We start from the raw sequence: 13,550 nt of genomic DNA, 5'->3' as shown, positions 1-13,550 counted from the left end.
CCGGGCTTGCCCGCGATGACGGCCTCACTAACACCAATACATTCACCTTTGTTCACAATTCTTCCTTTTCCCACCCTTCGATGAGTTTTTTCAATCGAAGTCAGCTGGCTGTGCCCGCATTTATCAGCTACCATTTTCGCAAATGAACATTAATGTTCGAATTCCAAGACGAAAAGATCGCGAGGCTAGCCGATGAACCCTTCCACCTTGCCTGCTCCACCGCTTGCCGAAGTCTATGACGTTGCCGTAATTGGTGGCGGGATCAACGGCGTCGGCATTGCAGCAGACGCAGCCGGTCGCGGGTTGTCGGTATTCCTTTGCGAAAAGGATGACTTGGCCAGCCATACGTCGTCGGCCAGCAGCAAGCTGATCCACGGTGGTCTGCGTTATCTGGAACATTACGAATTCCGCCTGGTGCGTGAAGCCCTCGCCGAGCGTGAAGTACTGCTGGCCAAGGCCCCGCACATCGTCAAGCAAATGCGCTTCGTCCTGCCACACCGCCCGCACCTGCGCCCGGCGTGGATGATTCGTGCCGGTCTGTTCCTTTATGACCACTTGGGCAAGCGCGAAAAGCTGGCGGGCTCCAAAAGCCTCAAGTTCGGCGCCGACAGCCCACTCAAAAGCGAAATCACCAAGGGCTTTGAATACTCCGACTGCTGGGTCGACGACGCCCGCCTGGTGGTACTCAACGCCATGGCTGCCCGCGAGAAAGGCGCGCACATCCACACGCAGACCCGTTGCGTCAGCGCCAAGCGCAGCAACGGCTTGTGGGAAATGAACATGGAACGTGCCGACGGCAGCCTGTTCTCGATCCGCGCACGCGCGCTGGTGAATGCCGCCGGCCCGTGGGTAGCCAAATTCATCAGGGACGACCTGAAGCTGGATTCGCCTTATGGCATTCGCCTGATCCAGGGCAGCCACCTGATCGTGCCAAGACTGTACGAGGGTGCCCATGCGCATATCCTGCAGAACGAAGACCAACGCATCGTCTTCACCATTCCGTACCTGAACCACCTGACCATCATCGGCACCACCGATCGCGAATACACGGGCGACCCGGCTGCAGTTGCGATTACCGAAGGTGAAACCGACTACATGCTCAAGGTGGTCAACGCGCACTTCAAGAAGCAACTGAGCCGCGAGGATATCGTCCACACGTATTCCGGTGTGCGCCCACTGTGCAATGACGAATCGGACAACCCGTCGGCCATTACGCGTGACTACACCTTGTCGCTGTCCGGCGGTACCGGCGAAGCGCCGATCCTGTCGGTGTTCGGCGGCAAGCTGACCACCTATCGCAAGCTGGCCGAATCGGCCATGGCCCAACTGGCGCCGTACTTTACCCAGATGCGCCCAAGCTGGACCGCCACCGCCAGCCTGCCCGGCGGCGAAAACATGAGCACGCCTGAAGCGCTGGCCGAAGCCATCCGCAACAAGTTCGACTGGGTGCCGAGCGAGATCGCCCGCCGCTGGTCCACCACTTATGGCAGCCGCACCTGGCGCCTATTGGAAGGCGTGCAATCGCTGGCTGACCTCGGTGACCACCTGGGTGGCGGCCTGTATACCCGCGAAGTCGACTACCTGTGCGCCGAAGAGTGGGTGACCCAACCGCAGGACGTGCTGTGGCGCCGTACCAAGCTTGGCCTGTTCACCACACCGCAGGAGCAGGAAAACCTGCAGCGTTACCTGTCCAAGGTCGAGCAGAGCCGCAGCAAGATCGAAGCGGCCTGACCGCCCAATTGTAAGAGCGAGCTTGCTCGCGAAAAACCTGAGAGCGCCGCGTTTATTCAGCATAAACGCGGCGCTTTTGCGTTTTTCGCGAGCAAGCTCGCCCCTACGGACTATTCGGTTTTCCGAACACCCCCCCTCCACCCTATTCGGTTTGCCGGACCCCCGCCTGAAAATATCGCCGAAACAAAAAGTTAATCCCCATATAAATCATGTAGTTATCCTTTTATTTTCGGTATGGCACGACTCATGCTCTACACTCTCTGACGATTACCTGAGGCGCCTTAGGAGCCGTCACGGGCATTCGCTATACAAGAGAGCCGTTCACCTGGCTTCATAAAAAAAACAAATGTCGAGGAAGTATTGATGCGTATCGTTCCCCATATCCTGGGCGCAGCTATCGCTGCTGCTCTGATCAGCACTCCAGTTTTCGCCGCAGAACTCACCGGCACGCTGAAGAAAATCAACGACTCCGGCACCATCACTCTCGCTCACCGCGACAGCTCTATTCCGTTTTCCTACATTGCGGATGGTTCGGGCAAACCCGTGGGCTACTCCCACGACATTCAGTTGGCCGTCGTTGAACAACTGAAAAAAGACCTGAACAAACCCGACCTGAAAGCCAAATACAACCTGGTGACCTCGCAAACCCGTATCCCGTTGATCCAGAACGGCACCGCGGACCTGGAATGCGGCTCCACCACCAACAACGCCGAACGCGCCCAGCAAGTCGACTTCACCGTCAACATCTTCGAAATCGGCACCCGCCTGCTGGTCAAGAAAGACAAGGAAGGCAAGCCGTCCTACGCTGACTTTGCCGACCTCAAAGGCAAGAACGTCGTGACCACCGCCGGCACCACGTCCGAGCGCATCATCAAGGCGATGAACGCCGACAAGCAGATGGGCATGAACGTTATCTCCGCCAAAGACCACGGCGAATCCTTCCAGATGCTCGAAAGCGGCCGTGCCGTTGCGTTCATGATGGACGACGCGCTGCTGGCCGGTGAAGAAGCCAAGGCCAAGAAGCCGGATGACTGGGTTATCACCGGCACTCCGCAGTCCTTCGAAGCCTATGCCTGCATGGTTCGCAAAGGCGACCCGGACTTCAAGAAAGCCGTGGATGACGCCATTGTCGCCCTGTACAAGTCCGGCGAGATCAACAAGATCTACGCCAAATGGTTCGAAAGCCCAATCCCACCGAAGGGCCTGAACCTGAACTTCCCGATGAGCGACAAGGTCAAGGAGCTGATCGCCAACCCAAGCGACAAACCAGCGCCAGAAGTAAAAATCTGATACCTGACTAAGCTTATCTCCTGAGGGAGCCAACCCTCCCTCAGGCGTCTGTAATTACCTGCTGGCTTCAACTTGGAACACTCGACCTGGCGGTTTTCGAGCCGATCGCGTGTGCCTGGCATTCATTGTCGGGCGGAAAAGGATCTTCCCAAGCGGGTGCTTGTACATCGATCGATCTCGAGGGGAGACCCTAATGAATTACAACTGGGACTGGGGCGTGTTCTTCAAGTCCACCGGCGTGGGCAGCGAGACTTATCTCGACTGGTACATCTCCGGGCTGGGCTGGACCATCGCCATCGCCATCGTGGCATGGATTATCGCCTTGCTGCTGGGCTCCATTCTGGGGGTCATGCGCACGGTGCCAAACCGCCTCGTGTCGGGCATTGCGACCTGCTACGTAGAACTGTTTCGTAACGTGCCGCTGCTGGTTCAGCTGTTCATCTGGTACTTCCTGGTACCGGATATGCTGCCGCAAAACCTGCAGGACTGGTACAAACAAGACCTGAACCCGACCACCTCGGCCTACCTGAGCGTTGTGGTGTGCCTGGGCCTGTTCACCGCCGCCCGTGTGTGTGAGCAAGTACGTACAGGCATCCAGGCGCTGCCACGTGGCCAGGAATCCGCCGCGCGCGCCATGGGCTTCAAGCTGCCGCAGATCTACTGGAACGTGCTGCTGCCCCAGGCGTATCGCATCATCATTCCACCGCTTACCTCCGAATTCCTCAACGTGTTCAAGAACTCCTCCGTGGCGTCCTTGATCGGCTTGATGGAACTGCTGGCGCAAACCAAACAGACCGCCGAGTTTTCGGCCAACCTGTTTGAAGCCTTCACCCTGGCCACGCTGATCTACTTCACCCTGAACATGAGCCTGATGCTGCTGATGCGCGTGGTGGAGAAGAAAGTCGCAGTGCCCGGCCTGATCTCCGTGGGGGGTAAATAATGGACTTCGATTTCAGCGGCATCATCCCCGCCATCCCGGGCCTGTGGAACGGCATGGTCATGACCTTGAAGCTGATGGTCATGGGCGTGGTCGGCGGCATCATCATCGGGACCATCCTGGCACTGATGCGCTTGTCGTCCAATAAACTGCTGTCGCGTGTGGCCGGCGCCTATGTGAACTACTTCCGCTCGATCCCGCTGCTGCTGGTGATCACCTGGTTCTACCTGGCGGTGCCGTTCGTACTGCGCTGGATCACCGGCGAAGACACGCCGATCGGTGCGTTCACGTCCTGCGTCGTGGCATTCATGATGTTCGAGGCTGCGTACTTCTGCGAAATCGTGCGGGCCGGCGTGCAGTCGATCCCCAAGGGCCAGATGGCAGCGGCACAAGCGATGGGCATGACCTACGGCCAGACCATGCGCCTGATCATCCTGCCCCAGGCGTTCCGCAAGATGACGCCGTTGCTGCTGCAACAGTCGATCATCCTGTTCCAGGACACCTCCCTGGTCTACACCGTGGGCCTGGTGGACTTCCTCAACTCCGCCCGCTCCAACGGCGACATCATCGGCCGCTCCAATGAGTTCCTGATCTTTGCCGGTGTCGTCTACTTCATCATCAGCTTTTCCGCCTCGCTGCTGGTCAAGCGTCTGCAAAAAAGGTTTGCCGTATGATCTCTATCAAGAACATCAACAAGTGGTATGGCGACTTCCAGGTGCTGACCGATTGCAGCACCGAGGTTAAGAAAGGCGAAGTGATCGTGGTGTGCGGGCCCTCCGGCTCGGGCAAGTCCACCCTGATCAAGTGCGTCAACGCGCTGGAACCGTTCCAGAAGGGCGACATTGTGGTCGATGGCACCTCCATCGCCGACCCGAAGACCAACCTGCCAAAACTGCGTTCACGCGTTGGCATGGTGTTCCAGCACTTCGAGCTGTTCCCGCACCTGACCATCACTGAAAACCTGACCATCGCGCAGATCAAGGTACTGGGCCGCAGCAAGGAAGAAGCCACCAAGAAGGGTCTGCAACTGCTCGACCGCGTAGGCTTGTCGGCACACGCCCACAAGCATCCTGGCCAGCTCTCCGGCGGCCAGCAGCAACGTGTGGCGATTGCCCGCGCCCTGGCCATGGACCCGATCGTCATGCTGTTCGACGAACCGACCTCGGCGCTGGACCCGGAAATGGTCAACGAAGTGCTCGACGTGATGGTGCAACTGGCCCATGAAGGCATGACCATGATGTGCGTGACCCACGAAATGGGCTTCGCGCGCAAAGTGGCCGACCGCGTGATTTTCATGGACGCCGGCAAGATCATCGAAGACTGCCCGAAAGAAGAGTTCTTCGGCGACATCAGCGCACGCTCCGAACGCGCACAGCACTTCCTTGAGAAAATCCTGCAGCACTAAGTACTAAACAGCTCCCACTGTAGGAATATGGCCAATGTGGGAGGGGGCTTGCCCCCGATAGCGGTGGATCAGTGACAGATGTATCGACTGACACACTGCTATCGGGGGCAAGCCCCCTCCCACACTGGATCGCACAGGCTGGCAGCTCTGGTTGACCCAAGGCATCTGTGATGAAATGCGACCCCAATCAATATCGCGCCGCACCGCCATCACTTGCCGTGAAGCCTCGTCTGATACGCCAACTGTTCCTTCCGCCGTTGATCATCGCCCTGATGATCGGCCTGGGTTATATCGGCTTTTGGGTCAGCGAGTACTATGGCATCCGCACCCTCAGCGACAACGGCGAACGCCAGTTGGAGTTGCACGCCCGCACCGTCGAAAGTGAACTGAGCAAATACACCTACCTGCCCAGCCTGCTGGAGCTGGAGTCCAGCGTGTCGCAATTGCTGGCCGAGCCGAATCAGGAAACCCGTAAAACGGTCAACGACTACCTTGAGGGCCTGAATCGTCGCAGTCGCAGCCGAGCCATCTACGTGATGGACACCACCGGCCGCGTGCTGGCCACCAGTAACTGGCGCGATGCCGACAGTTACCAGGGTGAGGACCTGTCTTTTCGCGCCTATTTCCAGAATGCCGTACGCGGCCAACCCGGCCGTTTCTACGGTATCGGCAGCACCAACGGCGAACCCGGCTATTACCTGGCCCATGGCCTGGAAGAGCACGGCAAGATCATCGGCGTCGCCGTGGTCAAGGTGCGCCTCGAAGCCCTCGAAGAACGCTGGCAGCGTGCCCGTCTCGAGGCGTTCGTGAGCGACGAGAACGGCATCATCATTCTGTCCAGTGACCCGGCGCGCCGCCTCAAGGCTGTACGCCCGCTGAGCGATGACACCAAGGATCGCCTGGCCCACAGCCTGCAATATTACTGGGCGACGCTCAATGAACTGCAACCCCTGGCCCGCGAGCGCCTGAACGAAGGCACCGAGAAACTGACCTTCCCGGCCAATTCGGAAGTGGTCAACGACCAGCACGCTGTCAGCTACCTGGCGCAAACCCGACCGCTCAACGACACGCCGTGGAATTTCACCCTGCTCACCCCGCTCAATGACCTGCGCCGTGCCGCGATCAATCAGGGCATTCTGGTAGCAGTTGCCTTCGGCCTTGTCGCCTTCCTGCTGATTGCCTGGAACGAGCGACGCAAGGTCATCGCCACCCGCCTCGCCGCTCGGGAAGCCCTGCAGGAAGCCAACAGCCAACTGGAGCGGCGGATCGCCGAACGCACCGCCGACCTGCGCGCCAGTAACGAACGGCTCAAGGGCCAGATCCGCGAACGGCGCCAGGCTGAAGAGACCCTGCGCCGCGCCCAGGACGAATTGGTGCAGGCCGGCAAACTCGCCGCCATAGGCCAGATGTCCACCAGCATCGCCCACGAGTTGAACCAGCCGCTGGCCGCGCTGCGCACCCTGTCCGGCAATACCGTGCGCTTCCTTGAGCGCGGCGCCCTGGACACCGCCAGCACCAACCTCAAGACCATCAACGAACTGATCGACCGCATGGGCCGTATCACCGCCAGCCTGCGCTCGTTCGCCCGGCGCGGCGATGACCAGGGCGAAGCCAGCCTGGGCAAGGCCGTGGACGCTGCGTTCCAGGTGCTGGGCGCACGCATGGACGGTTTGCCACTGACCTTGCACCGCGACTTCGCACCCGCCCAGTTGCAGATCGACCAGACACGCCTGGAACAGATTCTGGTCAACCTGATTGGTAATGCTCTGGACGCGATGCAGACGCAACCGGCGCCGCAATTGTGGTTGGAGGGCCAGAGTACCGAGGGCAAATACCGCCTGCTGGTACGCGACAATGGTCACGGCATCGCCCCTGAGGCACGCAAGCATTTGTTCGAACCTTTCTTCACCACCAAGCCCGGCGAACAAGGCCTGGGGCTGGGCCTGACCCTGTCCGCTAGCCTCGCAGCCGCGACCGGTGGCAGCCTGGCCGTGGAACACCCGGCCGGTGGTGGTACTGCCTTTGTCCTGAACCTGCCGCTGGCGGGCGCTAAAAAAGTTGAGTCGACATGAATACTGATCCCCAAGACCTGACCGTGCTGATCGTCGAAGATGATCCCCACGTGCTGCTCGGTTGCCAACAGGCCCTGGCGCTGGAAGACATCCCCAGCGTCGGCGTGGGCAGCGCCGAAGAAGCGCTAAAACGTATCGGCGAAAACTTTGCCGGCATCGTCATCAGCGATATTCGCCTGCCGGGCATCGATGGCCTGGAGCTACTGACCCGCCTCAAGGCGTTGGATAAAAGCCTGCCGGTGGTCCTGATTACCGGGCATGGCGACATTTCCATGGCCGTCGGCGCCATGCGCAACGGCGCCTACGACTTCATGGAAAAACCCTTCTCTCCCGAGCGCCTGGTCGATGTTGCCCGTCGCGCCCTGGAGCAGCGTGGGCTGGCGCGAGAGGTCTGGTCACTGCGCCGCCAGTTGGCCGAGCGTGATTCGCTGGAAGGCCGCATCATTGGCCGCTCGCCGGCGATGCAGAACCTGCGCGAGCTGATCGCCAACGTCGCCGACACATCGGCCAACGTGCTGATCGAAGGCGAGACTGGCACCGGCAAGGAGCTGGTTGCCCGTTGCCTGCATGATTTCAGCCGACGCCACTCCCATCAGTTCGTCGCCTTGAACTGCGGGGGCCTGCCGGAAAACCTGTTCGAAAGCGAAATTTTCGGCCACGAGGCCAATGCCTTCACCGGCGCCGGCAAACGCCGCATCGGCAAGATCGAACACGCCCACCAGGGCACGCTGTTCCTCGATGAAGTGGAAAGTATGCCGATCAACCTGCAGATCAAACTGCTGCGGGTGCTGCAGGAACGCACCCTGGAGCGCCTGGGATCGAACCAGAGCGTGGCGGTGGATTGCCGGGTAATCGCTGCCACCAAGTCTGACCTCGACGAACTGAGCCGCGCCAACCAGTTCCGCAGCGACCTGTACTACCGCCTCAACGTGGTCACCCTGGAACTGCCGCCTTTGCGCGAGCGGCGCGAAGACATCCTGCAACTGTTCGAACACTTCCTGCAGCAATCGTCGCTGCGCTTCGACCGGGCGGTGCCGGAGTTGGACAACCAGACCCTGTCGAGCCTGATGAGCCACGACTGGCCGGGCAACGTGCGTGAACTGCGCAACGTCGCCGAACGTTTTGCCCTGGGGCTGCCCGCCTTCAAGAAAAGCGGCGCCAGCAGCGGCAACCACGGCCTGGCCTTTACCGAAGCGGTGGAAGCCTTTGAGCGCAACCTGCTGGTGGACGCCCTGCAGCGTAGCGGCGGCAACCTGACCCAGGCCAGCCAGGAATTGGGCATGGCCAAGACCACGCTGTTCGACAAGGTCAAGAAATACGGGTTGAGTCACTGATGGATCTGTTCTTGAAGGCCGCACTTGGCGCGGCGGTGGTGCTGATCCTGGCGGCACTGGCCAAGACCAAAAACTATTACATCGCAGGCTTGGTGCCACTGTTTCCGACCTTCGCACTGATCGCCCACTACATCGTCGGCAAAGGGCGTTCGGTGGAGGATTTGAAGACCACCATCGTGTTCGGGATGTGGTCGATCATTCCGTACTTCGTGTACCTGGCGACCTTGTATGTGATGGTCGATCGGATGCGGCTGGAGGCATCACTGGCAGTAGCTGCCGTGGCCTGGTTGATGGCCGCGACGATCCTGGTCAGCATCTGGGTTCGCCTCCACTCCTGACTCAACTCGGTCAACAATGTGGGAGGGGGCTTGCTCCCGATAGCGGTGGATCAGTGAAATAGGTACTGACTGACACACTGTTATCGGGAGCAAGCCCCCTCCCACATTTTTTGCCCGCCGTGTGTCAGCGGACGATTTTGTCGACTTGAATCCCGAGTTTTTTCAGGCGATACCAGAAACTGCGTTCGGAAATGCCGATCCGCTGCGCCGCCGCGGCCTGCACCCCGTTGCTCTCCTGCAACGCCGCCAGGATGTAGGCTTTCTCCACCTCGGCCAGCGCCGCATCCAGATCCTGCGGCACGCCCGGGCCGTCGCTGAGGATCGCCGTCACATCGCCCTCGCTCGGTTTTGAAGCAAACAGATAACCCGGCAAATCAATATCCTCGATCACCGGCGACGCTGCGACGATGGTCGCGCGCTCCACGCAGTTTTGCAGCTCGCGGATATTGCCCGGCCAGTGATACGCCGCCATCGCCTGCAATGCCTCGGGGCTGAAGCCGGTAATGCGCTTACCGGCGGTGGCGCTCAAGGTCTGGGCGAAATGCCGGGCCAGGGGCGCGATATCTTCCACGCGCTCACGCAGGGCCGGCAATGGAATCGGGAAGACGTTGAGGCGGTAGTAGAGGTCTTCGCGAAACTCTTTGTTCGCCACTGCGTCCAGCAGGTTCTTGTTGGTGGCGGCAATGACCCGCACATCCACCTTGCGCTCGCGTGGGTCACCCACCGGCTCGATGACCCGCTCTTGCAAGGCGCGCAAAATCTTGGCCTGCAACGCCAGGGGCATGTCCCCCACTTCATCGAGGAACAACGTGCCCTTGTCGGCCTGCATGAAGCGCCCTACCCGGTCGGCCACGGCGCCGGTGAAGGCACCTTTGCGATGGCCGAACATCTCGCTTTCCAGCAAACCTTCGGGAATCGCCGCGCAGTTGACGGCCACAAAGGGTTTGTCGGCACGGCTGCCATGCTTGTGGATGGCGCGGGCGACCATTTCCTTGCCGGTGCCGCTTTCGCCGGTCAGCAGGATGGTTGCGCTGCTGTCACGCACCGAATCCACGGCTTGCAGCACCTTGCGAAACGCCGGGCTGTCGCCCACCAGGCTGTCGAACTGCGCATGTTCGTCCAGCTCGGCGCGCATCCGTGCGTTATCGCGCATGATGTCGCGAAATTGCAGGGCCTTGGCCACGGTGATGTCCAGCTCATCGATATCGAACGGCTTGGCGATGTAGTCATAGGCACCGTTGCGCATCGACTGCACGGCATTTTTTACCGTGCTGTAGGCGGTCATCACAATCACCGGCACCTGTGGATAGCGCACCTTGATCTCGGCCAGCAATGCCGGCCCGTCCATGCCCGGCATACGCCAGTCGCTGATCACCAGGTCGATGTCCTCCTCGCCCAGCACCTTGAGCGCATGCAGGCCGTTGCCCGCGCTGAACACCTGGATACCGTTCTGGCTCAGGGCCTGGGTCAGCAAATCACAGAGCTTGGGCTCGTCGTCGACCACCAATACGTTATGCGTCATGCCCGTCCTCATCCTCACCGTCGTCTTCACCGTTAGCCGGAATGTACAGGCTGAAGGTGGCGCCGGCATCTTTCTCACTGGCGCATTCGATGCTGCCGTCGTGACTTTCCATGATCGAATAGACTTTGGCCAGACCCAGGCCGGTGCCCGATGCCTTGGTGGTGACAAACGGCGTGAAGATACGCTCGACCATATCCGCCGGGATACCCTGACCGGTATCGGCGATGCTGATCACCGTGTTGTCGCCCACGTTGCGGATGCCCAGGGTCAGGCGCCCGCCTTCGGGCATCGCGTCGATGGCGTTGAGTATCAGATTGAGGCAAGCCTGCTTGAGCTGCTTGGCATCGGCATAGATCGTGGCGTCGGGCGCCTGGTCGTCAATCTGTGCATCAATATTGTGGGTGCTCAGCTCCGGGCCGCAAAAACCGAGGATTTCTTCCACCAGGGCACGTGCCGGCTGCAGCACGCGTATCGGTGGATTGGGTTTGGCGAAATCGAGGAACTCGGTAATCAGCTCGTTGATGCGGCTGACCTCGCTGATGACGTACTCCAGGTGACGCTTGTCGGTTTCCGCCAGGTCGGCACGCCGGTGCAACAATTGGGTGGCGGTCTTGATGATGCCCAGCGGGTTGCGGATTTCATGGGCCAGGCCCATGGCGACTTCACCCAGGGCATGCAGCCGATCACGCCGGCGCAGTTGGGCTTCCAGGTGGTGCAGTTCGCCGAGGCGCTCGGTCATGTGGTTGAAGGTACTGCTCAACTGCGCCAGTTCATCACCGCCACTGACCACCACGCGATGCGCGTAACTACCGGAAATCACCGCGTTCACACCTTGGGACAAGTCGCGCAGCGGTTTGGTCAGGCGCTGCGACACCAGCACCCCGGCCGCCAGTGACAGCGCCGAGCTGAGCAGGAAGATCAGCACGAACAGGTTGCTCTGGTTCACCAGCCCTACCAGGCTGGTGTGACGCAACAGGCCGCTGAATATAACGCCTTGCAGTTCGCCGGCATCATTGAAGATCGGCCAGTACAAACCGCTGTACTGGTTAGTGAATTGCTCGCTGGGCTGCTTGGTGCTGCGCAGCGCGGCCTCGACGTTCTTCGGGATGCGCGAAGGGTGATTCTCGAAACGCTGGGTGGAAAATATCTCGGAAAAACCCGCCGGGTTGGCCAGGTACAAACGCAGGTCCAGGGAGTGCACATCGGCCACGCTGGTGAGGAAACTGCTGTCCAGGTAGGTCGCCACCAACAACAGGTAATCAACGCCATCGCGGCTGGTCTCGAAGGTTGACACCACCAGCCCCGTGCTCACCCCCGCGACTTGCACGGTCTGCAGCACGGCATTGCTGGTCAGGTTGATCTGCCTGACGATGTCATCGGCGGCTGTGCTGAACACCACTTTGTGGTCGCTGGTGCGAATCAGCGCGACCACGTCGATATCGGTGGCATCGGCAATGTCGGCGGTCAGCCGGTCATGCCTGGCCGCCTGTTTCGACGACGGTGGGCTGGTATAGCGCAAGAACAGCTTGGCCATGCGCGCGTTGTCATGAAGGATGTCACCGATCTCATCCTTGACGATCTTGGTCGATTCTTGCAGCCAGATACGTACGTTGCTGTCGAAAATCTGCGACAGCGTGGTGGCGGCCAGCTCAGCGGCAATCATGGTCGGAATAACGCTGACCAGCCAGAACGCCAGCACCAGCTTGCGCTGGACGCTCCAACGCGAAATGGCAAAGGGGCGGGCTTTCTGGCGGGTCTTGGTGATCATCAGGTTTCGCTTATCGCAGCAGCCATGGCAGGGTCGGAACGATCCGGTCGAATAAACAGTTTTACAAGCTTGAGCAGGCCGTTGACCAGCCGGTTGCGATGGCGAAAGAACAGGCTGTTGCCCTCGAACTCGCACCCCAGCCGCAGTTTACTGGCATACCCGGCCTGGCCGCACTCGTACACCGGAATATTGTGTTCAATACAATAGTCGACATTGGTCAGCCAACTGCGAAAGTACAGGTTGTACTCACGGCTGAATTCGATGTCGTGGCCAAAGAACTTATCCACCAGCCGCTGCTCATCCAGCAGGATCAGGTTGAACGCCACCAGGCGTTCGTCCACCCAGTAAAGAACACAGACCGCCCGCTCATGAAGGTGTTCAAGCACGCCGGTGAAGTAAGCGGCAGGCAGGCGCTCGAACTGTAGATCCGCGCGCGCAAGCGTGGCCTCGTACAGGCGCATGATCTCGGGCAGCACATCATCGACGTTGTGCCGCCACTCGATGCGCGGCCCGGGTGCCCGTAGCTTGCGGCGCAGGTCCTTGCGCGTGGATTTGCCCAGCGAGCCCAGGTACGCATCCACCGACCCATAGGGCAACGGCAACACCCCGGTCGGCAAGCTCGGCATGGTCTGAAAGCCGGCTGCACGACAACTGTCGGCCCAATGCGGGTCGTTGGTCGGCGCGTCCTTGACCGCCACCAGCCCAATACCGAAGTGGTCGGCATCCCGACGCGCAGCCGCCAGTAACTGCTGCAACAACAACGCGCGGCGGCCCTCGGGCACATGGCTGGCGACCCCCGCATCACAACGCTCAGCCACCGGCGAACCAATGGCGTACAGCGCCAATTGCAAAGCCTGCGGCCACAGGCGAGCCAGGCGTTCGGTCACGCGCTTGCCCGCCCCCGACACCGTGGTGTCGAGGCGATAATGGGTAATGAACGCAGCAGCCACAGCCACCAGCGTTTCATCTTCGTAGACCGCCAGGTAACGCCACTGAAAATCATCGATAGCGGCGTTTTCCACGGCCAGGTAATAGTCCCAATCCTCTAGGGCACCGGGAAAACAGTCGTTCCAGGCATCGCGCTGGATCGCCCGGATGGTCGGGAAGGCTTGGGTGGTTATCACAGATTGCCCTTATTTCTATGGCGAACGCC

At 60.2% G+C, this 13,550-nt stretch carries 11 protein-coding genes; 8 read left to right on the top strand and 3 right to left on the bottom strand.

What is annotated here, in order from left to right; translation table 11 throughout:
• Positions 1–192: 192 nt before the first annotated feature.
• The 8 genes from glpD (at position 193) to PSEBG33_RS21265 (ending at position 9,107) form a co-directional block, all read left to right on the top strand.
• On the top strand, positions 193–1,731 hold the full coding sequence (gene glpD, locus PSEBG33_RS21230) for a glycerol-3-phosphate dehydrogenase (protein WP_005785251.1): 1,539 nt from the start codon (positions 193–195) through the stop codon (positions 1,729–1,731).
• 363 nt (positions 1,732–2,094) lie between these two features.
• Positions 2,095–3,021 carry a glutamate/aspartate ABC transporter substrate-binding protein gene (locus tag PSEBG33_RS21235; RefSeq protein ID WP_005785249.1) on the top strand — a complete coding sequence of 309 codons (927 nt, stop codon included), beginning with the start codon at positions 2,095–2,097 and terminating at the stop codon, positions 3,019–3,021.
• 193 nt (positions 3,022–3,214) lie between these two features.
• Positions 3,215–3,961: an amino acid ABC transporter permease gene (locus tag PSEBG33_RS21240; protein ID WP_005785247.1), complete on the top strand. Its 747-nt coding sequence runs from the start codon at positions 3,215–3,217 to the stop codon at positions 3,959–3,961.
• Positions 3,961–4,632 (top strand): amino acid ABC transporter permease, encoded by a 672-nt coding sequence (locus PSEBG33_RS21245; protein WP_003188954.1) that lies wholly within the window; start codon positions 3,961–3,963, stop codon positions 4,630–4,632. Before PSEBG33_RS21240 ends, PSEBG33_RS21245 begins: the two co-directional genes overlap by 1 nt.
• Entirely contained in the window at positions 4,629–5,363 is a 735-nt protein-coding gene (locus PSEBG33_RS21250; protein ID WP_003188952.1) for an amino acid ABC transporter ATP-binding protein, read from the top strand. Before PSEBG33_RS21245 ends, PSEBG33_RS21250 begins: the two co-directional genes overlap by 4 nt.
• A gap of 170 nt (positions 5,364–5,533) precedes the next feature.
• Positions 5,534–7,435 (top strand): sensor histidine kinase, encoded by a 1,902-nt coding sequence (locus tag PSEBG33_RS21255; protein ID WP_005785245.1) that lies wholly within the window; start codon positions 5,534–5,536, stop codon positions 7,433–7,435.
• On the top strand, positions 7,432–8,769 hold the full coding sequence (locus PSEBG33_RS21260) for a sigma-54-dependent transcriptional regulator (protein ID WP_005785243.1): 1,338 nt from the start codon (positions 7,432–7,434) through the stop codon (positions 8,767–8,769). Before PSEBG33_RS21255 ends, PSEBG33_RS21260 begins: the two co-directional genes overlap by 4 nt.
• Entirely contained in the window at positions 8,769–9,107 is a 339-nt protein-coding gene (locus PSEBG33_RS21265) for a GlpM family protein (protein ID WP_005785241.1), read from the top strand. The genes PSEBG33_RS21260 and PSEBG33_RS21265 overlap by 1 nt, the downstream gene beginning before the upstream one ends.
• 124 nt (positions 9,108–9,231) lie before the next feature.
• Here PSEBG33_RS21265 and PSEBG33_RS21270 read toward each other — a convergent pair whose 3' ends face one another.
• From PSEBG33_RS21270 to PSEBG33_RS21280, 3 genes are read right to left on the bottom strand one after another with little or no spacing between them, the layout of a single operon-like run.
• On the bottom strand, positions 9,232–10,629 hold the full coding sequence (locus tag PSEBG33_RS21270) for a sigma-54-dependent transcriptional regulator (RefSeq protein ID WP_005785239.1): 1,398 nt from the start codon (positions 10,627–10,629) through the stop codon (positions 9,232–9,234).
• Positions 10,619–12,397, bottom strand: coding sequence for a HAMP domain-containing sensor histidine kinase (locus PSEBG33_RS21275; protein ID WP_005785237.1), 1,779 nt, complete (start codon positions 12,395–12,397; stop codon positions 10,619–10,621). The genes PSEBG33_RS21270 and PSEBG33_RS21275 overlap by 11 nt, the downstream gene beginning before the upstream one ends.
• A complete protein-coding gene (locus PSEBG33_RS21280) occupies positions 12,397–13,521 on the bottom strand; it encodes a GNAT family N-acetyltransferase (protein ID WP_005785235.1) in 1,125 nt (374 codons plus the stop codon). The genes PSEBG33_RS21275 and PSEBG33_RS21280 overlap by 1 nt, the downstream gene beginning before the upstream one ends.
• Positions 13,522–13,550 lie beyond the last annotated feature (29 nt).

Origin of the sequence: Pseudomonas synxantha BG33R, assembly GCF_000263715.2 — a bacterium.
GTDB lineage: Bacteria > Pseudomonadota > Gammaproteobacteria > Pseudomonadales > Pseudomonadaceae > Aquipseudomonas > Aquipseudomonas synxantha_A.
The sequence above is the reverse complement of the archived record's forward strand: the minus strand, read 5'-3'. Positions and strand labels throughout refer to the sequence as shown.